General features: G+C 67.0%; 19 protein-coding genes. 8 read left to right on the top strand and 11 right to left on the bottom strand.

Annotated elements, in window-relative coordinates; genetic code table 11:
• Positions 1-34 precede the first annotated feature (34 nt).
• From C0099_RS03835 to C0099_RS03865, 7 genes are all read right to left on the bottom strand, one after another.
• A complete protein-coding gene (locus C0099_RS03835; RefSeq protein ID WP_102246219.1) occupies positions 35-1,075 on the bottom strand; it encodes a DMT family transporter in 1,041 nt (346 codons plus the stop codon).
• A gap of 36 nt (positions 1,076-1,111) precedes the next feature.
• The gene (locus tag C0099_RS16165; protein ID WP_102246220.1) at positions 1,112-1,528 is read right to left on the bottom strand and encodes a hypothetical protein; all 417 of its coding nucleotides are present in this window, start codon (positions 1,526-1,528) and stop codon (positions 1,112-1,114) included.
• A 41-nt stretch (positions 1,529-1,569) separates the two neighbouring features.
• A complete protein-coding gene (locus tag C0099_RS03845) occupies positions 1,570-4,689 on the bottom strand; it encodes an efflux RND transporter permease subunit (RefSeq protein ID WP_102246221.1) in 3,120 nt (1,039 codons plus the stop codon).
• A 12-nt stretch (positions 4,690-4,701) separates the two neighbouring features.
• Positions 4,702-5,811 carry an efflux RND transporter periplasmic adaptor subunit gene (locus tag C0099_RS03850; RefSeq protein WP_102246222.1) on the bottom strand — a complete coding sequence of 370 codons (1,110 nt, stop codon included), beginning with the start codon at positions 5,809-5,811 and terminating at the stop codon, positions 4,702-4,704.
• Positions 5,808-6,350 carry a hypothetical protein gene (locus C0099_RS03855; RefSeq protein WP_102246223.1) on the bottom strand — a complete coding sequence of 181 codons (543 nt, stop codon included), beginning with the start codon at positions 6,348-6,350 and terminating at the stop codon, positions 5,808-5,810. The genes C0099_RS03850 and C0099_RS03855 overlap by 4 nt, the downstream gene beginning before the upstream one ends.
• A gap of 23 nt (positions 6,351-6,373) precedes the next feature.
• The gene (locus C0099_RS03860; RefSeq protein ID WP_102246224.1) at positions 6,374-7,651 is read right to left on the bottom strand and encodes a TolC family protein; all 1,278 of its coding nucleotides are present in this window, start codon (positions 7,649-7,651) and stop codon (positions 6,374-6,376) included.
• Between the two features lie 108 nt (positions 7,652-7,759).
• Positions 7,760-8,116: a DUF2946 family protein gene (locus C0099_RS03865; RefSeq protein ID WP_102246225.1), complete on the bottom strand. Its 357-nt coding sequence runs from the start codon at positions 8,114-8,116 to the stop codon at positions 7,760-7,762.
• Between the two features lie 377 nt (positions 8,117-8,493).
• Between C0099_RS03865 and C0099_RS16100 the strand changes: the two genes are divergently transcribed.
• Positions 8,494-8,742 (top strand): ZIP family metal transporter, encoded by a 249-nt coding sequence (locus tag C0099_RS16100; protein ID WP_199797650.1) that lies wholly within the window; start codon positions 8,494-8,496, stop codon positions 8,740-8,742.
• Here the strand turns inward: C0099_RS16100 and C0099_RS03875 are convergent.
• Positions 8,720-9,037, bottom strand: coding sequence for a PepSY domain-containing protein (locus C0099_RS03875; RefSeq protein ID WP_102246226.1), 318 nt, complete (start codon positions 9,035-9,037; stop codon positions 8,720-8,722). The two genes, C0099_RS16100 and C0099_RS03875, sit on opposite strands and share 23 nt — an antisense overlap.
• A gap of 144 nt (positions 9,038-9,181) precedes the next feature.
• Between C0099_RS03875 and C0099_RS03880 the strand changes: the two genes are divergently transcribed.
• The 3 genes from C0099_RS03880 to C0099_RS03890 are packed head-to-tail and all read left to right on the top strand — an operon-like array spanning position 9,182 to position 11,537.
• A complete protein-coding gene (locus C0099_RS03880) occupies positions 9,182-9,502 on the top strand; it encodes a PepSY domain-containing protein (protein ID WP_102246227.1) in 321 nt (106 codons plus the stop codon).
• Positions 9,502-10,164 carry a response regulator transcription factor gene (locus C0099_RS03885; RefSeq protein WP_102246228.1) on the top strand — a complete coding sequence of 221 codons (663 nt, stop codon included), beginning with the start codon at positions 9,502-9,504 and terminating at the stop codon, positions 10,162-10,164. The genes C0099_RS03880 and C0099_RS03885 overlap by 1 nt, the downstream gene beginning before the upstream one ends.
• Positions 10,161-11,537: a sensor histidine kinase gene (locus C0099_RS03890; protein WP_102246229.1), complete on the top strand. Its 1,377-nt coding sequence runs from the start codon at positions 10,161-10,163 to the stop codon at positions 11,535-11,537. Before C0099_RS03885 ends, C0099_RS03890 begins: the two co-directional genes overlap by 4 nt.
• Positions 11,538-11,540: 3 nt before the next feature.
• Here C0099_RS03890 and C0099_RS03895 read toward each other — a convergent pair whose 3' ends face one another.
• From C0099_RS03895 to C0099_RS03905, 3 genes are all read right to left on the bottom strand, one after another.
• Entirely contained in the window at positions 11,541-14,006 is a 2,466-nt protein-coding gene (locus tag C0099_RS03895; RefSeq protein WP_102246230.1) for a cation-translocating P-type ATPase, read from the bottom strand.
• Between the two features lie 332 nt (positions 14,007-14,338).
• On the bottom strand, positions 14,339-15,238 hold the full coding sequence (locus C0099_RS03900; RefSeq protein WP_102246231.1) for a replication initiation protein: 900 nt from the start codon (positions 15,236-15,238) through the stop codon (positions 14,339-14,341).
• A gap of 148 nt (positions 15,239-15,386) precedes the next feature.
• A complete protein-coding gene (locus C0099_RS03905; protein WP_123785216.1) occupies positions 15,387-15,650 on the bottom strand; it encodes a helix-turn-helix transcriptional regulator in 264 nt (87 codons plus the stop codon).
• Positions 15,651-16,348: 698 nt separating this feature from the next.
• Between C0099_RS03905 and C0099_RS03910 the strand changes: the two genes are divergently transcribed.
• The 4 genes from C0099_RS03910 to prmC all read left to right on the top strand — a co-directional run bounded on the left by C0099_RS03910 (position 16,349) and on the right by prmC (position 20,136).
• Positions 16,349-16,753, top strand: coding sequence for a hypothetical protein (locus C0099_RS03910; protein WP_102246232.1), 405 nt, complete (start codon positions 16,349-16,351; stop codon positions 16,751-16,753).
• A 158-nt stretch (positions 16,754-16,911) separates the two neighbouring features.
• A complete protein-coding gene (hemA, locus tag C0099_RS03915) occupies positions 16,912-18,165 on the top strand; it encodes a glutamyl-tRNA reductase (RefSeq protein WP_102246233.1) in 1,254 nt (417 codons plus the stop codon).
• Between the two features lie 22 nt (positions 18,166-18,187).
• A complete protein-coding gene (prfA, locus tag C0099_RS03920) occupies positions 18,188-19,258 on the top strand; it encodes a peptide chain release factor 1 (protein WP_102246234.1) in 1,071 nt (356 codons plus the stop codon).
• Positions 19,255-20,136 (top strand): peptide chain release factor N(5)-glutamine methyltransferase, encoded by an 882-nt coding sequence (gene prmC, locus C0099_RS03925; RefSeq protein ID WP_102246235.1) that lies wholly within the window; start codon positions 19,255-19,257, stop codon positions 20,134-20,136. Before prfA ends, prmC begins: the two co-directional genes overlap by 4 nt.
• Positions 20,137-20,176: the final 40 nt, after the last annotated feature.

Raw genomic sequence — 20,176 nt, forward strand, 5'->3', positions numbered from 1 at the left:
TCCAGCCACCATTGCGCCTCGGCGGTTGCAGTATTCAGTGGCGGTGCCGGTGGTGCAGATCGGGAAAGTGCGCGTGCTTGTGCGTGACCGCCGTATGAGTGTGGCGATGGACGTGCGGTTCTTCGGTGGCGATTCCCGAATGCTCGTGGTGGTGATGTTCGTCGTGCCAGTGCAAGTGGCTGTGTTCGAGCGGCTCGTGGTGGTGTTCGTGGTCGTGCCGCTCGCTCAGGTGCAGCCACAGTCCGACGCCCATCAGCAGCGCGGCGGGCCACAGCAGAGGCGGCGCTTCGCCGCCGGGCAGTGCCAGCGCGACGGCGACGCCGACGAAGGGCGCGAGCGAGAAATAGGCGCCGGTGCGCGCCGCGCCGAGTTCGCGCAGTGCGAGCACGAACAGCGCCAGACTGATGCCGTAGCCGACCAGGCCGATGGCGAGGGTGCTCAAGGCGCTGCCCGCGGCCGGCCACGAGGCACCCAGCATCCAGGCGATGACGAGGTTGATGGCGCCCGCCGTCAGGCCCTTGATGGTGGCGATGAATACCGCGTCACCGCCCGAGATGCGGCGTGTCAGATTGTTGTCGATGGCCCAGCACGCGCAGGCCACGGCAATCCACAGGGCGCCGCCGGTGCTGCCACCAGTTTCGGCTTGTTGCGACGGCCACGCCAGCAGCACGCCGCCGGCCACGATGGCCAGCATGCCGATGACGAGGCGCCGGTCGCAATGTTCGCGAAATATGATCCAGGCGATCAGCGCAGTCAGCACGCCCTCCAGGTTGAGGAGCAGCGAGGCCGAGGCGGCATCCGTGCGGGCCAGGCCGATGAGCAGCGCCACCGGCCCCAGCACGCCGCCGAACAGTACGGCGGCGGTGAGCCAGGGCCATTCGCCGGCCACCAAGCCGGAAGCGGCCCAGCCGCGGTCGCGCAGCAGCCGGAAAGCGCTCAGGCCAAACCCGCTGCCGAGGTACAGCAAGCCAGCCAGCAACACCGGATGGGCGCTGGCGACGACGAGCTTGGCGAACGGAGTGCTCGCACCGAACAGCACGGCTGCCGCCAGTGCGAGCACGATTCCGCGGTGCATGGCGACCTCCGTTGAACGGCGATGCGTCGGCCGGGCTTACGGCATGGCGAATCGCACTGCCATGGTACGCCCGCCGAGCGTCACCCGCGCCACCACGCGCGCGCCGGCGGGCAACTGCGCCGTGCCGGCGAAATGCTCTCCGGCAGGCGCGAGCTCGATGTCCTGCTTGCCGTCCTTGGATACGACTGTCAGTTTGGCGCTGCCGCCGTCGGTGTTGACCGGCTCGCCGTGATCGCGCACGAACAACCGCAGGCCGTCTTGGCTGACCAGCTCGAAGTCGAGGTCGTTGGCTTCGCTGACGATGCCGCCGTGCTTCGGCGCATGGTCATGGGCGCCTTCTTCAGCGTGGCTGTGACCATGGCCGTCGCCATGTGCGTGACCGTGGCTCTTGTCGGCCAGTGCGGGCGTGGCGGCGAGCAGGCAGGACAGCAGGATCAGGGTGCGAGCGTTCATGTGTGGGCTCCTTGGTTGCAGGGGGTTGTGAAACGGGGTCATCAGAATGCCTCCTTCTCGTTCTGGTTCATCAGGCGCTCGGTATCGCGCCGGCCGAACAGCCAGAACAGGGCGGGGGTCAGGAAGGTGTCGAGCAGGGTCGAGCTGATCAGGCCGGAGAAGATCACCACCGCCACCGGATGCAGAATCTCGGTGCCGGGGCGCTCGGCCTCGAACAGCAGCGGGGCGAGCGCGAAGGCGGTGACCAGTGCGGTCATCAACACCGGGCTGAGACGTTCGAGCGAGCCGCGCAGGATCATCGCGTGGTCGAAGTTCTCGTTCTCCGAGCGCATCAGGTTGATGTAGTGGCTGACCTTGAGGATGCCGTTGCGCACCGAGATGCCGGCCAGGGTGATGAAGCCGATCAGCGCCGCGATGGACAGCGGCTGGCCCGACAGCCACAGGCCGATCACCGCGCCGACCAGCGCCAGCGGGATGTTGGCCATGATCAGCGCAGCCAGCCGGTATGAGCGGTAGCGTGAGAACAACACCACGAACATCAGCGCGGCCGACACCAGCGCCAGCATGCCGACCAGCCGCGCGGCCTGTTCCTGCGCCTCGAACTGACCACCCAGGGTGATGAAGTAGCCCTCCGGCAGGCGGTGCTCGGAGACCCGTGCGCGGATGTCCTCGACTACCTCGGACAGCGCGCGCTCCTGCACGTTGGCCGACAGCACGATGCGGCGGCGTCCGTCGTCGCGGCTGATCTGGTTGGGGCCGTCGCCGTCCTCGATGGTGGCCAGCCTCGACAGCGGCACGAAGCCGCTGGGCGTGTCGATCAGCATGCGCGACAGCCCCTCGACCGTGCGCGCGGTGTCGGGCAGGCGCACCACCAGGTCGAAGCGGCGCGAACCCTCGACGATCTGCGCCAGCTCCTCGCCCTCGACCATGGCCTGCAGCAGGCTCAACACGCGTGAGGTCGGCACGCCGTAAGCCGCGGCCGCTGCGTAGTCGATGCGCACCTTGATCTGCGGCGCGAGTACCTGCTTCTCGACCTCCAGATCGGCCAGGCCGGGAATGTCGGCGAGCCTCGCGCGCAGCGCCTCCGCCTGGCTGCGCAGCACGTCCAGATCCTCGCCGAAGAGCTTGATCGCGATCTGCGAGCGCACGCCCGACATCATGTGGTCGATGCGGTGCGAGATCGGCTGCCCGATGGCCACGGCGGCCGGCAGATTGACCAGCCGTGATCGGATGTCGGCCCGAATTTCGTCCATGCTGCGGGTTAGCTCAGAGGCCGGGATCAGCCCGATGTCGAGTTCGCTGACATGCACGCCCTCGGCGTGTTCGTCGAGTTCCGCCCGGCCACTGCGACGTCCGACGTGGGTGACTTCCGGCACCTCACGTACCAGCCGCTCGGCCTCGCTCGCCAGTGCAGAGGATTCGGCCAGCGTCACGCCCGGATTGAGGCGCAGGCCGACGAGTAGCGTGCCCTCGTTGAACGGCGGCAGAAAGGTGGTCGGAAAGGTCGGCACCGCCGCCGCGGCGAGCAGCACCGCCACGGCACCGGCGGCGACGGCCGGGCGTGGGCGTTCCAGCACGCGTGCCAGCGCGCGGCCGTAGCCGCGCTTGATCCACGCCAGCAGCCGCGTGTCGCCATGCTCGAGCGACTTCATACCGGGCAGCAGGTAGAAGGCCAGCACCGGCGTGAGCGTGACCGACACGATCAGCGAAGCCAGCGTGGACACGATGAAGGCCACACCCAGCGGCACGAACAGCCGCCCTTCGATGCCCGGCAACGCGAACAGTGGCAGGAACACCAGCACGATGATCATCGTCGCGTAGACGATGCCCGAGCGCACTTCCAGCGAGGCGTTGCGTACGATGGACAGCAGCGGCAGCGCGATGCCCGGATGTGCGGCACGGGCGGTCTTGAGGCGGCGGATGATGTTCTCCACATCCACCACCGCGTCGTCCACCAGGCCGCCGATGGCAATCGCCAGCCCACCCAGCGTCATGGTGTTGATCGACATGCCGAAGTAGTCGAACACCATCGCGGTGATCAGGATCGACACGGGAATCGCGGTCAGGGCGATCAGCGTGGGGCGCAGCGTGCCGAGGAACAGCGCGAGGATGGCCGCGACGAACACCGAGGCGGCGATCAGCTTGCCCGTCAGCGTATCGATGGAAGCCTCGATGAAGCTTGCCTGGCGGAAGGTCACGCGCGGTTCCGCCATGCCCTCGGGCAGCGAGGACTTCATCTCGTCGAGCGCCGTCTCGATGGCGCGGGTCACCGCGATGGTGTCGGCCGTGGGCTGCTTCTGCACGCCAAGGATTACCGCTGGCTGGCCTTCGAAGCCGGCGTCACCGCGCTTGACCTTGGGCGCGAAGGTGACCTCGGCGATCTGCTTGAGCAGCACCGGCTGGTCATTGCGCACGGTCAGTGCGAGCTGGCGCAGATCCTCCAGTACCGAAGTTCGGCCCAGGTGCCGGATCAGGTACTCGCGCCCGTTCAGTTCCAGGAAACCGCCCGAGGTATTTGCCGCGAAGCCCTGCAGCGCGTTGGCCAGATCCTCCTGGGTGATGCCCAGATCACGCATGCGCGCGGTGTCGGGCTGCACCTGGAACTGGCGTACCTCGCCGCCAATGGGAATAACCTGGGCCACGCCCGGAACCGACATCAGCCGCAGGCGCAGCACCCAGTCGGCGTACTCGCGCACATCCATCGGCGAGATGCGCTGCGGATCGATGGGAATCGCGATCTGCATGATCTCGCCCATGATCGAACTGATCGGCCCCATGTGCGCGACGATGCCCGGCGGCAGGGCCTGCTCCATGGAGCCGAGCCGTTCGGACACCATCTGGCGGGCGCGGTAGATTTCGGTGTCCCAGTCGAAGGTGACGTAGATGAATGACAGGCCCGCGCTGGACACAGAACGCACCGATTCCACGCCGGGCAGGCCGTTCATGGCCGTCTCCAGCGGAAAGGTGATGAGCTGTTCGACTTCCTCGGCGGCCATGCCGCCGGCTTCGGTCATCAGCGTGACAGTGGGCTTGTTCAGATCGGGGAAGACGTCCACCGGCGTCTGCGACAGCGTCAGCGCCCCCCAGGCCATCGCCGCCAGACTGGCGACGATGACCACCAGCCGGTTGGCGAGGCTGGCATCGAGTAACCACTTGAACATGTGCGCCTCCCCTCAGCGGATCTGGTTGACGAGGGCGGCGGCGCGCACCACCACGCGGTCGCCGTCGGTCAGCCCGGACGTCACCGCGACATGGCCGCCGTCGAGCGGCTCGCTCAGCACCACGCGCGGCTCGAAGTGCTCGGGCGCGGTCTTGACCCACACGATGGTCTGATTCGAGGGGTTCTTCATCAGCGCCGCGGCCGGCACGCGATGCCCGTCCACGGTGTCGGCCAGTTGCACCTGCACGCGCACGGTTTGCCCCAGCGCCAGCCCGTCCAGCGCCTCGCCGGTCGCAGCGAAGCGGATCGGCAGTGCCTGATCGCGCAGCGCGCTGGCCGTTCCGACGTGACGCAGTGCCAGCACGCGTCCGCCGACCGCGAGGCTGCCGCCAGTGATGCGCGTGACGCGCTCGGGTTCATAAGCCAGCGCCTCGATGCGCAACCGCGTCGGGTCGACAATCTCGAACAGCGTCTCGCGCGCATCGACCACCTGACCGGCCACCGCGCGCGCCTCGGCGATCACGCCATCGACCGGCGCAGTAAGCGCCTCGCGCCCCTGCAGGCCGTCGCGCGTGGCGCGGATGCGTGTGTCCAGGCTCGCCAACGTTGCGGCGGCCTCGTCGATGTCCTTGCGTGGCACGCTGTCGGCCAGCTCGCGCAGGCGCTTCAGGCGGGCGCCGACGATGTCGCGCTCGGCGCGCAGTTCGGCCAGTTGCGCCTGCTGTCCGGCGCGTTCGATGGCGCCGGCCGCAGGCACCACCCAGGCCAGCACTTCGCCGCGTCGCACCGGCCGCCCCGGCTCCGGCAGGCCGTCCGGTCCGGCCTCGACGCGGCCGCCCTGCATGGGCTGCACCAGACCCCCGGCATTGGGGTCCATTACCACACGGCCGTTCAGTTCCAGCGTGCGCGGCAGGGCTGCGCGCTCGACCGGCAGGGTGCGCACGCCGAGCTGGCGCTGCGCCGGCTTGGGCAGGAAGACGCTGCCGTCGGGTGCGCGGCGCGGGCCGTCGCCGGCCACCGGGGCGGCCTCCTCGCCATGGTCATGACCGGGGCCGCTCCACGCGGCGGGCATGGCCGTGCTCAGCGCAGCGAGCAGGCATAGTTGCAGGATGCGGGTCTTCATGCGCGCACCTCCCGCCCGCGGCCACCACGCAGCAGCGCGGCCAGCAGCGCCAGCAGTGCGCCGCCGGCGATGGCCCACGGCAGCCACTGTTCGGCATGGTCGTGTTCATCCGTAGCGGCTTCGTCGGCGTGATGCACGTCCAGCGTACCAACCAGCACGTCGGCTGCATCGGCCGTGATCACGGTGGCGACCACGGCATATTCGCCCTCAGCCGGTTCGGCAGGCAGGTGCACGCCGAAGGTGCCGGGCGCGACCGGCTCGACCGTCAGCGTGTCGGGGCCGAGCTCGAATTCGAGTTCGGCGTTCTCGACTGGCGCGTTGCTGTCGGCATGGTCGAGATAGAGGGTGAGCAGATCGCCGTCGAGCACGCCGACCAGTTCGAACAGCTCACTGGTGGCGGCGAAACGTGGTGCGGCGGGGCCAGTGGCCTGCGGTGCGGCCTCCTCGCCATGATCGTGGCCGGGGCCGGACAGGGCCGCCGGGGCATGCAGGCACAGGGCGAGCGCCACCATGCCGAGAGTAATGCGGTGTGTGGACATCGGGATTCCTCGTGGGGTGCGCGTCACTGCGGCAACAGGCCGAGTGCCTGGCGCAGCGCGGAGATGGCTTCGGCTTCGTCGATGCGCGCGTGCGCCAGTGCGCGGCGCGCCTCGGAGGCCTCGAGTTCGACCAGCAGACGGTCGGGCAGCGAGGTCTCGCCGAGGCGGAAGGACTTGGCGATGGCGCGCAGCGTGTCCTCGGCCAGCGTCGCGCGGCGCTCGGCTGCCTCGCGGCGGGCCTCTGCGGCGAGCTGTGTTTCGCGCGCGGCGAGCAGATCGCTCTCCAGTCGCAGGCGCTCAAGCTGGGCGCGTTCCTCGTGTTCGATGGCTTCAGCCATTGCCATGCCGGCCTCGGAGCGGTGTTGCGCACCGCCACCGAAGGGGATGCGGATACCCACCGTCAGGGTCTGCTCGAAACGCGCGCCGGCCTCGCCGCGCTCGCGCGTAACCCCCAGCGTCAATTCCGGATTGGCGCGCGAACGCTTGCTGGCAAGTACCGCAGCACTGCGCGACATCGCACTCTCATCGAGCAATGCGGCCAGCGCCGGATGGCTGTCGCCGATGGCCGGAGCCTCCTCAGGCAGCGGCTCGATGTGCAGTTGCTCAGCGTCGGGCAACGCAGCGTCGCGACCCACCAGCTGCTGCAGAGCCAAACGTGCGCGCGCGAATTTGGACCGGGCGCCGGCCAGCTCGCTCTGGGCATCGGCCAGTACGCCGCCGGCGCGATTGGCGTCGGTGAGCGCAAGCTGGCCTGCGCGCTGGCGTCGCGTCACGTCGCCGTGCAAGGCCCGCGCTGCGTCCAGACGCGTTTCCGCCAGATCGAGATCGACCGCGGCACGCTGCAACTCCCACCAGGCCTCGCGCAGCATCCCCGCGGTTTCCAGTTGGGCCATGCGTGCGCGGCTTGACACCGCGCCGAGTTGCGCATCGGCGCTGCGCTGCACGAGCGCGCGCTCACCCGGCAGCCACAGTGGGAAAGCCAGCCCCGCCTCGTACTCGCGCGCACCGTCGTTGCGGTTTAAGCGGTCGCTGCGCAGCGACACCTCGGCGGCGGGCGGTTCGGCGAACCAGCGCCGGGCGGCCTCGCGGCCGGCCTCGGCGGCGCTCATGCGCGTGCCCAGCGACAGCGCCTCGGGGCGACGCTGCCAGGCGGCCTCGAACAGGGTCGCCAGACTGCTCGGGCGGGCTTGCGCGGTGGATGGGACAGCGGTCGCGTCCTGCGCGACGGCCGGGGTGAAGTACAGCGCGCCGATCAGCGCGCACAGCAGCGGCATGGGCCGCAGTCGTTCGATGGGGTGCATCCGATTCTCCGTTGGGGTGGGGGAATCGGCGAGGCACGACGGTGGCGCACGGGGCGGCGCGCCGGAATCAGCGCGGACGTTGCGAACCGGAGGTGTCAGGCCTCGCCGTCAGGCGGCGAGGCCGGCCCATTTGGGCCTTTCGATGCGGGTGGGCGGTGCGGTGGCGATGGGCGGGTGCGTTTGGGCCGGCAGCAAGCCGATACTCGCGGGCAGGCTGAGCGTGGATGCGACGGCGGCCAGCGTCTTGGCGTGCAGTTTGCACGTGGCGCAGTCCGGGTGCTTGGCGGTGGGTGATTGCGGCTCGTCGTGAGAGGCGTCGCTATGCGAGTCGGCGTGATGCCCGAAATGCCATGCGTCGGAACCCTGCTCATGCTCGCAATAGCTGCCCGCCGACGCCCAGAGGGACTGGAGCGGCAGCAGCGCGATCAGAAGGACAACAACCCATCGGAGCATGGCGCGGATCATAGCAAGCGCGTCCAGGCAACAACAACCGCGCGGCGCCAAGGGTTACCGACGCATGCTGGTTTGCGCACACCGCCCCGGTGAAGCACAAGAACGCGATGGCATGCGGGCCGCAGTATCCCCAGGGGAATCGCCGCCGTGGGTGCCGCACTTTAAGAGTCGCTTGATCCTGGGCGGCAGTAATCGCCTCCACCTTGTTCGGCGACGAGTGCCTGAAGCTTCGCGACGCCCCTTCCCTGCATCTTTGGCACACATCGGCGCCTCGTCGCCGCTGATCATGCAGCGCGCAGGGGACCACGCCGAGCCCTTGCAGCGCGCGCGGCTGCAGGACTTCATCAGCGGGAGCTTCGCCGCGCGTCACGGGGCACGTGCATCACGTCATGCCCGAACTGCTGGCGTTGGCCGGCTGGGCCTGGCTGGTTGAACACACCGAGCTGCTCGGCGGCATTATGCTGTTCGCCGCCGGTGCCACCCTGTATCTGGTGTTCCAGGACAGCGCGCCACAGGCGCGCATGCGCCGGCACTGGGCGCCGCCCCGCTGTGCGCCGTGGCCGGCTTTGCGCTGGGCATGGCGCTGGCGGGTTGAACCGCCGTCCGCCGTGTCCGTCAGTCATGTTTTTCGCGCTTGACTTCGGTCTTGAGGATTTCGCCGCTGACCGGGTGCACGTCGAGCTCGACGCGGCGCCCGTCCGGGTCGGTAGCCTTGACTTCGTAGCCGTCGGACTCGCGTTCGACTTCCTCGAAGTTGCGGTAGCCGGCCGCTTCCAGGCGTTGCAGCACGTCCTGGATGGACAGCCATTCGCTGCTTTGCGAGGCGGTTGCCGAACGGTCGGAGGCGATGGCGTGGGAGCCGGCAAACAATGCGCCGCCGGTGGCAAGCGTGGCGGTCAGCAGCAGGGTGGAGAGGATTCCGGTCTTGGTCATGATGCGTACTCCTGAAGTGATTGCGATCCGCCGTGTGCGAACCGTGAGTCCATTGTCGGCAGGCTCGCCTGAACGGCCGCTGAACCCGCCGTTCAGCCTGCGTTCAGGTGCGCGGCGCTATAAACGCGCGGCAGGAGGTGCGAAATGAAGAACATCGCAGTGCGCATTGCCGGCCTGACCGCCCTGTGCCTGATGCTGGCCGGGCCGGTGCTGGCCGACGACAAGGATCACGAGCGCGCGCGGCGCGCGCTGGAAGCCGGCGAGGTGTTGCCGCTGGGCGAGGTGCTGGCGCGCATCGCGCGCGAGATGCCGGGCGACGTGCTGGAAGTCGAACTCGAGCGCGACGACGGGCGCTGGATCTACGAGATCAAGCTGCTGCGTGCCGACGGCGCGTTGCTGGAGGTGGAGGTCGACGCCGCCACAGCCGGCGTGATCGAGGTCGAACACGAGAAGCGGGGCCGCTGATGCGCGTGCTGGTGGTCGAGGACGAGACGGCGCTGGCCGAGCAACTGCGCGAGGCCCTCGCGGCGGCGGGCTATGCCGTGGATCACGCTGACAACGGCGTCGATGGCCAGTATCTGGGGGAGGTCGAGAACTACGATGCGGTGGTGCTCGATCTGGGCCTGCCGCGCATGGACGGACTGACGGTGCTGCGCCAGTGGCGCGCGGCCGGGCGCGACATGCCAGTGCTGATCCTGACCGCGCGCGACAGCTGGCACGAGAAGGTCGGCGGCATCGACGCCGGCGGCGACGATTACCTGACTAAACCCTTCCACATGCAGGAACTGCTTGCCCGCATCCGCGCGCTGATCCGGCGTGCCTCGGGCCGGGCCAGCGCCATCCTCGAAAGCGGGCCGCTGCGGCTCGACACCGCGCGCGGCGAACTGACGGTTTCCGGACAGCCGGTGACACTGACCAGCCACGAGTTCCGCCTGCTCGCCTATCTGATGCACCACCCCGGGCGCATCGTCTCGCGCGGCGAACTCACCGAGCACCTCTACGCGCAGGACCACGAGCGCGACTCCAACACCATCGAGGTGTTCGTCGCGCGACTGCGCAAGAAGCTGCCGCCGGAGCTGATCGAAACCGTGCGCGGGCTCGGCTACCGCCTCGTGGACGCGGTATGAACCCGACCACGCACGCCCCGCGGCGCTGGCGCAACTCGCTCGGGCTGCGCCTGGTGGCCGGCACGCTGTGCTGGGTCGCGGTGGCGCTGGTGGTGGCCGGCTGGGGACTGTCAGCGCTGTTTGCCGAGCACGTCACGCGGCAGTTCCGCGCCGAACTCGGCACTTATCTGGACCAGCTCGCCGCCGCCATCGAATTCGATGCCGACGGTGCGCCGCAATTGCGCGCGCCGCTGGGCGACCCGCGCATGGCACGGCCGTATTCAGGCCTGTACTGGCAGGTGGACCGCGTCGCGCCCGAGGCCAATGAGGGGGTGCTGCGCTCGCGCTCGCTGTGGGACGGCGTGCTCGCCATGCCGGCGGAGACCGCGACCGACGGACAGCGCCGCCTGCATCACGTGCGCGGCCCGGACGGCGCCGACGTGCTGCTGCTCGAACAGATCCTGCGGCTCGATGAGCTCACGCTGCGCGTCGGCGTGGCCGGCAACGAGGCACTGGTTAGTGAACCGATGGCGCGCTTCAATGGGCTGCTCGCACTCGCGCTGCTGATTCTCGGCCTTGGCCTGGTGAGCGCGAGCGTGGTGCAGTTGCGCATTGCGCTGCGTCCCTTGCGCCGCGTGCGCGACGAGCTCGGGCAGGTACGTGACGGTAGTGTGTCGCGCCTCGCCGGCTATTACCCCGACGAGTTGCAGCCGCTGGTGAATGAGTTCAACGATGTGCTCGCGCAGAACTCGGCAGTCGTGGCCCGCGCGCGCACTCAGGCGGGCAATCTCGCCCATGCATTGAAGACGCCGCTCACCATCCTCGCCAACGCCGCGCGCGAGGGTGACGGCGCGCTGGCGCGCAGCGTGGCCGAGCAGACGCAGGTCGCGCAGCGCCACATCGAACGCCATCTCGCCCATGCCCGCGCAGCCGCGCGCGCCGGCGCAGCGGGTCAGCGCGTGCCGCTGCAGCGGGTGCTGGAAGGTTTGCTGCGCGTGATGCGTCGCCTGCACGCCGAGCGCGACCTGACACTGGAGTTGGAAGATTGCCCGGCAGCCGCGGTGTTTCGCGGTGACGAGCAGGATTTGCAGGAGATGCTCGGCAACCTGCTCGACAACGCCTGCAAGTGGGCCGCCCGGCGAGTGATCGTGAGCGCAGGTATCGTGGATCAGGCCTTGATCGTGACGGTCGAGGACGATGGCCGCGGAATCCCGGAGCATGAGCAAGAGGCGATGCTGCAGCGCGGCGTGCGTGCCGACGAGCGCACGCCCGGCTCGGGCCTAGGACTTTCCATCGCGCTGGAACTGGCGGAGCTCTATGGAGGCGGACTCACCCTTGACACATCCCCTCTGGGCGGACTGCAGGCGAGCTTGCGTCTGCCCGCGACCTCCTAGTGGTCACGGCAGGGAATGCGCTGCGACGGAGCGTCGCTTGAGACCTTGAGCCCAGAGCACCATCAAGCCTGTAAGGATTCCGCAACCAGCTACCAGTAGCCAGTCGTCCACGTGGGGTGCCTCCATGTGAAAAAGTTCGCCGAGTTCTGGCTGAACGAGCACCATGGCCAGCGCCAGCGGCGGCACCGCCACCATGACCCAGGCCATCCCGCTGCGCATGCCGCTCAGTGCCGCAGTGATTCCGCTACCGGCCAGCACCAGCGCCAGTACGGCCATGCTGCGGGCGTGCTCCACGGCATATTCGGCTTGCAGCGCATACAGGTAGGCGCCAGAAACCATGGCTGTCACAAGCACTCCGACTGCGCCTACTAGCCACCACTGCCCTGCGTCGAAAAAACGCACCCGAGCACCCGTCGATGGCGGCCGGTCGGGCATGCGTCCCGTGCGTACGTTCTGGAACACCAGCAGTGCTGTGGGGTGGATGATGAGTTCAAGCAGCACGATGTGAATGGGCAGGTAGAGCAGGGGGTAGCCCAGCATCGGAATCAGCGCTGCCGTGATCACCAGCGGGATGTGGATCATCAGCAGGTACTGGAAACTCAGCTGCAAGTTGGCAAAGAGTTGCCGACCCTCGGCCACGGCACCGGCGATGCTGCGAAAGTTGTCGTCCATGAGCACGATGGCTGCGACCTCGCGGGCGCTCTGGCTGCCGCGCTCGCCCATGGCGATGCCCACATCGGCCGCCTGCAGCGCCGGCACGTCATTGACCCCGTCGCCTGTCACGGCAACGATTTCGCCGCCCGCCTGCAGGCTACGTACCAGCTTCAGTTTCTGTGCCGGCATTGCGCGGGCGACTACGTCGATGCCATTCAGGTCAGCGCCGGCGTCCAGCATCTCGCCCGTGACAAGCCGCAAGCCGTCCTGCCCGAGCCCGATCTCGCGGGCGATGGCGGCGGCCGTGTCGGGGTGGTCGCCGGTGACCATGATTACCCGGATGCCTGCGTCGCGACAGGCCTGTACCGACTCTCGCACGCCCTCGCGTACCGGGTCTTCGAAGGCCAGAACGCCGGAGAAGGTGAGTCCGGTGACAGGCTCATTGCCGTCCCATGCAACAGTGTCGAGCTTGCCCGCGGCGCAGGCGATGACCTTGTGGCCGCTTTGCGCGAAGTCGTTAACATCCCGCATCCATCGGTCCACCTCGTCTTCCGAGAGCGAACACAGAGCGAGCACGATCTCCGGCGCCCCTTTGACCGCGACACGCAGACCATCGGGAGTGGCCCAAAGTGAGGTTTCGCGGCGCCGATCCTCCGTGAACGGAAAACAGGCACGCAGGGCTTCGGCTGGGGGAGGCGTTGCGGCCTGCAGCAGCGCCTGGTCCATCGGATCATTGCTGTCGGAGCGCGAAGCCGCAGCCGCTGTCTCGAGCAGCAGCGCCGCGTCGTAGTGCTGCGCAGGCAGCGAATGCGCCAGTTCCAGCCGCCCTTCGGTCAGTGTTCCGGTCTTGTCCGAGCAGATGCAGGTGACGCGCCCGATGTTTTCCACGACAACTGCACGGCGTACCAAGGCCTTGCGACGTGCCAGCCTGTAGACGCCCGCACCCAGGAAAATTGCCAGCACCACTGGAAACTCCTCGGGCAACGCGGCTACAGCTAAGGTCATCGCGCTCAAAATCGCATCAACGATGCCGTAGCCCTGTTGCAAGCGAAGCCCTGCGAGCACCAGACAGAAGCCCCCCGCGATGAACAACAGGATCTTTACCAGGTGCGCAACTGCTTGCTGCAAGGGCGTCAAGGAATGCGTCCCAGCCAGTGCCGAACGGACGATCTCGCCGTACAAGGTCTCGGCGCCGGTCCACACCACGCGCAACCGGGCTTCACCCGTCATTACCCTCGTGCCGGCAAGTCCCCAATGGACTTCATCGATGGATTGCCCGGCGATCTTAGGCAAATAGGGCTCTTTGCGCACCGGAAAGGCTTCGCCCGTCAAGGTCGACTCATCGACCTGGAGCGAGTCACACCACAGCACGATCCCGTCCGCCGGGAGATACTCACCAGCGCTGACCGACACCATGTCTCCGGGAACCAAGGCCTCAACCGGGACGGACATTGACTGGCCATCACGAACCACCGTTGCTTGAACAGCCAGGCGGCTTCCCAGTCCCGCAACCGACGCTTGAGTGCGTCGGTGCAACCATGCATCCATACCCAGCAGCGGAATCAGAGCAAGCAAAAGGACGGCAGCCTCAACCCGTTCGCCAACAACCCAAAACAGGGCGCTGGCAACGAGCAAGAACCACAGCATCGGATCGCGCAGACTGTCCACAACGATAACGGACCATGTTTTCCCCCGGTCCGGAAGGATCTGGTTGGGTCCGAATTCTCGAAGGCTGGAAGCGGCTTGATCCGAGCGAAGTCCAGCTTCGTCAGTACCAAGGCCCAGAAGCCTGTTTTCGGGCACAACTCGGCGCATGTGACCTCGCTGAAGGGGCGGGAAGCCGCGGCGTCTGGATGATGTAACCAGTTGAACCGCTATGTGGAGTTTGACCTTCCCATAGCTTTATTGCCACGGGGCCCTTGGGGTGGGGCGCTCAAACCTGAATTAACGTGTCATCGCGAGGCGGAAACGAACGCCTGTAGCCATGAGTCGGTGGTGCGCGTGTTTCCTTGCCCACGCGCTTGCCTCCTCTGTACGGCCGCTACTCCTGCGCGGCGCTTGTTTCTTTGGGTGCTTGTGAGCCGTTGCACGCTGGTAAGGGTGCTGTGACCGTTTGCGCCCCGTTTCCGCTGATATCTGACATGGCATCAGTGCAACCCCCGCTCGGTAGGTAGGAGGCTTGCCTTCTTGCGGTTGTAGTAGGTCCGGCGCGAGATGCCCAACCGCTCCCACGGTCTCGTCCGTTCGGCGTACGGTGTCTTGTCCGCTTTCCATCGGCGCAGGGCGCGTTTGCGCTGGATGTCGCTGAACTTGCGCGCTGAAAAGTTGCGCCAGCACCAGCGGGCAACTGAACGGCCGATTACGCGTATTTCGCTGAACGGAAGCGGGGGTGTGAATGCCTGGTTGAGAGTCTCCGCTTCGTTGAGTGCGGCTCGCAGCCATAGATCCGGGCTCGCCCCCGCATTCTGATAGCTCAAGACCGCGCGGTACGCCCACTTGCGAAGCTGATCGAAGAGTGTCACGTTGCGCCCGAGTCCCGCGCCTTCGTCTGTGGTGTGCCGACGCTTCTGGAGCGTGACCCACTCGGCGAGTTCGTCGAGCGAGTAAGGGTGATCGTGTAGGTGCCACGTGTGCCAGCGCGCGTGAAGCGGGTTCTTGCAGATCAGGCCGCAATAGCCGGGGTCAGCCAGTAGGCGGAGCCGGAGGGCCTGTTCGATGGCAGCTGCGTAACGCAGCGGCTTGTCGCGGCCGCTGACGCTCGTCACCACGGGTGTTTCAAGCAGGTAGCCATAGTGGGCATGAGCGTTTTGCGGATTTGTCGCGATCCAGTTTGGCGCGGGCAGATGTGCTCTCTCCCATGTCAGTGCCGCTTTGGGCATGTCGATGTCGAACAGCAGCCAGTGTCTGAGCGCCGGCGGGTTCAGCTGGATATGGCTCATCCGGCTTGCGAGGCTGGCTGGCCGAACGACAAGTCCATGTTGGAGGTTGTTGGTGCAGTACGGCCGGTGAGGCAGCCGGGGTAAAACGAGATCTGACAGGGTGTCCATGGGCCATCCGTGATGGCCCCATCTGCATTACCTGATCTGTCCTGTCGGTGCTATCTGTCTGTCCTCTCGCAGAGGGGCGAGGGTCGTTTCGAAGAAGTAGTGCGCCGCTGGTGCGGCGCGAGTTGTTTGGACGTGGTGCGTGTCGGCGTCAGTGCGAAGTCCAGGCTTCTTGAGCCGCGAACATGCGCCTCTGCCAGTTCCGCACAGCGATTTCGCTCCAGTACACCCGCTTGCCGACCCGCACGGGGGGAGGGAAAGTCCCGGCCGAAACCATGTTTTCGACGGTGCGGGCCGAGATGTTCAGACGCTCGCACAGCGTTGCCTTGTCGACCAGTTCCGCGATCTGGGTCTGTTTGCTGTGAAGGTCCACAGTGTTGTCGGTGGTGTTGGTACTTCTGCGTGCTTTGCTCATGGTGCAACTCAAGTAATCAGGGACACGGTATAGCTCGGTCTGCACGCAAAACGAGAACCAAAAACAGGCCTTGGCGGCACGGGTTTTGAGCGGTGTCCGAAAACTGCCTGGAGCAAGGCGAGTTATGCCCTTAAAATTTTTTAGGGCGGTTGTGGATGTCGACGCTGCGTGTCATGATGAGGCCACTGTCGGCTCTGGCATTTTTCTGCCGTTGTCAACAGGGGTCAGGTGCGTTTGACTGCGTTCGAATGCGTCTGAGTGCTTGAAGTTACGTTGAGTTGCGTACGGCTGCGCGGGTCATAAGCGTTGTTTATCGCTTGAAAATCCGCGTGTCGGCGGTTCGATTCCGTCCCTGGCCACCAGAACGATCAAAGCCGAAGGCCCGCATATTGCGGGCCTTCGGCTTTTTGCGTGCGGCCGTGTGTGCTCGTCACGTCGTTCGATCTTGTCGCCAAATGTGTCGCGATCACGCCACTTTTGGTCGCGTCAGCCCTTTCGCATACGCTCTCTTCGTACTAGGATGCGGTGTGGCCGTGGCGGTCGGAACCGGCCCAGGGTGCGGAATTCGGGCCCGTTCCCGGACTCTTGCGAACACGGATCCAGCATTGCCGCCGCATCGCACTCGGCGTCGCGCTCCTGCAACATGCCGGCCTGCGACCCAAATAGAACGCACCTGTCATTCAACAAGGAGAAACAGCATGAAACTTGCACGCCTGACCCTGCCTGCGCTGGCCATCGTGCTCGCATCGGGCTGCGCTTCGGTCGCCGATGTCGAGGCGCTGAAGATGGACGTCGAGGAACTGCGTACGGCCACTGCGGCCAACGCCAAGTCGGCTTCCGCCGCTAACGACAAGGCCGCCGCCGCCGCCAAGGAAGCATCGCGCGCCTCGCAGACTGCCCTCAACGCCGACCAGCTCTCCAAGGCTGCGATCGGCAACGCCGAGGCCGCCGAGAAGGCTGCCGCAGCTGCCGCAGCTGCCGCCAAGGAAGCCGAGGTGATCTCCTACGACGCGCAGTCGGTCAGCTACAAGCTGCGTTCGGATCTGGTCGATCGCAGCGTCATTCCGGGCGAAACCGAAAAGGCTGCCGGCGGCTCGCAGTAAGCGAAGCCCTTCCGGATGCAGGCCGTGGCGTGGCAACACGTCGCGGCCTTTTTTTGCGCGGGAGCATTTCTCTGCTCTCTGAAACACCTGATTTTGCAAGGCATTTCGGCTCGGCCGGGGTGATATAATGCATGCCACTTCGCCCCGCCCAGTCTCCAATGCAGCTCTATGCCCTCGGCCTGAATCACCTGACCGCGCCGCTCGCGATCCGCGAACGCGTCGCGTTCCAGTCCGAGCGTCTGGGGGACGCGCTGCACGACCTGAGCCATGTGCGCTCGGTGCGCGAGGCGGCCATCCTGTCGACCTGCAACCGTACCGAACTGTATTTCGCGGCCGAACAACCGCAGGAGGCGGCCGACTGGCTGGCCGGTTTTCATCGGTTGCCGCTTGCGGACATGTCGCCCTACCTCTACGCCTACCCGCAGCGCGATGCGGTGCGCCACGTGTTTCGCGTCGCCGCCGGGCTCGATTCGATGGTGCTGGGCGAGCCGCAGATCCTCGGTCAGGTCAAGGAGGCCGCGCGGCGCGCGGAAGAGGCCGGCACGCTGGGCACGCTGCTGCACAAGCTGTTCCAGAATACTTTCGCGGTGGCCAAGGAAGTGCGCTCGACCACCGCCATCGGCGCCAACAGCGTGTCGATGGCCGCCGCCGCGGTGCGATTGTCGGAGCGCATCTTTGCCGACCTGTCGCACCAGCGCGTGCTGTTCATCGGTGCCGGCGAGATGATCGAGCTGTGCGCCGCGCACTTCGCCGCGGCGCAGCCGGCGCTGATTGCCGTGGCCAACCGTACCGAGGCGCGCGCGCAGGTGCTGGCGGGCCGTTTCGGTGCCGAGGTAATGCGCCTGGATGCGATCGGCGACGTGTTGCCGCGCTTCGACATCGTCGTCTCCTGTACGGCCGCGCCGCTGCCCATCGTCGGCCTGGGCATGGTCGAGCGGGCGGTCAAGGCGCGTCGCCACAAGCCGATGGTGATGGTGGATCTGGCCGTGCCGCGCGACATCGAGCAGGAGATCGCCAAGCTCGACGACGTGTTCCTGTATACCGTCGATGATCTTGCGCAGCTCGTCGACGCCGGCCTCGAATCCCGCCAGCAGGCGGTGGTCGAGGCCGAAGGCATCATCGATGCGCGCGTCGATGGCTTCCTGCACTGGATGCAGACGCGCGAGGCGGTGCCCACCATCCGCGCGCTGCACGGTCATGCCGAAGCGCTGCGCGCCGTCGAACTGGAGCGCGCGCGCCGCCTGCTCGCGCGCGGCGATGATCCCGAGGCGGTGCTCGAGCAACTCTCGCGCGCGCTCGCGCGCAAGCTGCTGCACGCGCCGGTGCATTACCTGAACCAGGCGGACGGCGAATTGCAGGCCGATGCCAGTCGCGTCGTGCGCAAGATATTCAACCTCGATCCCAACGACTGAAGCCGCGTCGAACGCCCCCCCGATGAAGCAAAGCATCCGAGACAAGCTCGAACAACTCGCCGCGCGACTCGAGGAAGTGGACCGCGAACTGGCCTCGGGCGAGGTCGAGGCGATGCGTGAACTGGGCCGCGAGCGCGCCGAGATCGAGCCGGTGGTCACGCTGTATCACGAATTCCGGCAGATCGAGGACGACTGCGCGGGCGCGCGCGAGATGTTCGCCGACCCCGAGATGCGCGAACTCGCGCAGGCTGAGATCGAGGCCTGCGAGGTGCGCCTGGAAGCGCTCGAAGACGCGCTGCAGCGCGCGTTGCTGCCGCGCGACCCGAGCGATCAGCGCAATCTGTTCATCGAGATCCGCGCCGGCACTGGCGGCGACGAGGCGGCGCTGTTCGCAGGCGACCTGCTGCGCATGTACACGCGCTACGCCGAACGCCGCGGCTGGAAGCTCGACATCGTCTCGGCCAGCGAATCGGCGCTGGGGGGCTACAAGGAAGTGATCGCGCGGGTGCTCGGCGACGGCGCCTATGCGCGGCTCAAGTTCGAGTCCGGCGTGCATCGCGTGCAGCGCGTGCCGGTCACCGAGACGCAGGGGCGCATCCACACCTCGGCGTGTACGGTGGCCGTTCTGCCCGAGGCCGACGAGATCGCCGACGTGGCGATCAACCCGGCGGACCTGCGCATCGACACTTATCGCGCCTCGGGCGCGGGCGGGCAGCACGTCAACAAGACCGACTCAGCGGTGCGCGTGACGCACGTTCCAAGCGGACTGGTGGTCGAATGCCAGGACGACCGCTCGCAGCATCGCAACAAGGCGCAGGCGCTGTCCATCCTGGCTGCGCGCTTGCATGACCGCCAGGTGCACGAGCGTCAGAGCGAGGAGGCGGCCACGCGCAAGAGCCTGGTCGGCAGCGGCGATCGCTCCGAGCGCATCCGCACCTACAATTTTCCGCAGGGGCGTGTCACCGACCACCGCATCAACCTCACGCTGTATCGTCTCGAGGCGGTGATGGAGGGCGATCTGGACGAACTCGTCGACGCCCTGATCCTCGAACATCAGGCGGGTCTGCTCGCCGAACTCGCCGGAGAAACATGATCGATACCTCCACCCCTGACGTCGCATCAGCCCTGAAATGGGCACGCGAACACATCGACAGCGTCGATGCGCGCATCCTGATGCGCCGTGTGCTCGATTGCGCGGCCACGCGTCTGGTATCGCATCCGGACCTGCGCCTGGATGCGGCCGAGTGGGAGCAGTTTCGCCATTTCGTCACGCGGCGCGCCTCGGGCGAACCGGTCGCCTATCTGGTGGGCGAGCGCGAGTTCTTCGGCTACAGCCTGATGATTACCCCGGCGGTACTGATTCCGCGCCCCGAGACCGAACTGCTCGTCGAGCTGGCGGTGGCGCATTTCGCCGGCCGGCCGAACACGCGCGTGCTCGACCTGGGCACCGGCAGCGGCGCGATCGCGATCGCGCTGGCCAAGGAACTGCCGGACGCCGATGTCACCGCCGTCGACCGCTCGCGCGAGGCACTGCTGGTGGCGATGGCCAATGCCGCGCGCCTGCGCGTGTCGGTGTCCTTCGTGGTGTCGGACTGGTTCGCCGCGCTGGCCGGCGACCGCTTCCAGCTCATCGTCGCCAATCCACCGTATGTGGCCGCCACCGACCCGCATCTGGGCGAGGGCGACGTGCGCTTCGAGCCGCAGGCCGCGTTGGTGTCCGGGCCGGAAGGGCTGGACGACCTGGCCGAGATCGTCGTGCGTGCCCCCCATCATCTCGATCCGGGCGGCTGGCTGTTCGTCGAGCATGGTTACGATCAGGCGCGACGCGTGCGTGCATTGCTGGCCGATGCGGGCTTCACCGCGATCGCCTCGTGGAATGATCTGGCCGGCATCGAACGGGTGTCGGGCGGGCAATGGCTGGGGCGGGGGGCTTCCGGTCGCCGGCTTGACGCACCGCAGCGCGACACCTAGAATATCCGACTAATTAACTCGGGCATTAAGCCCGCATGGA

The sequence above is a fragment of the Pseudazoarcus pumilus genome (assembly GCF_002872475.1).
Taxonomy (GTDB): domain Bacteria; phylum Pseudomonadota; class Gammaproteobacteria; order Burkholderiales; family Rhodocyclaceae; genus Pseudazoarcus; species Pseudazoarcus pumilus.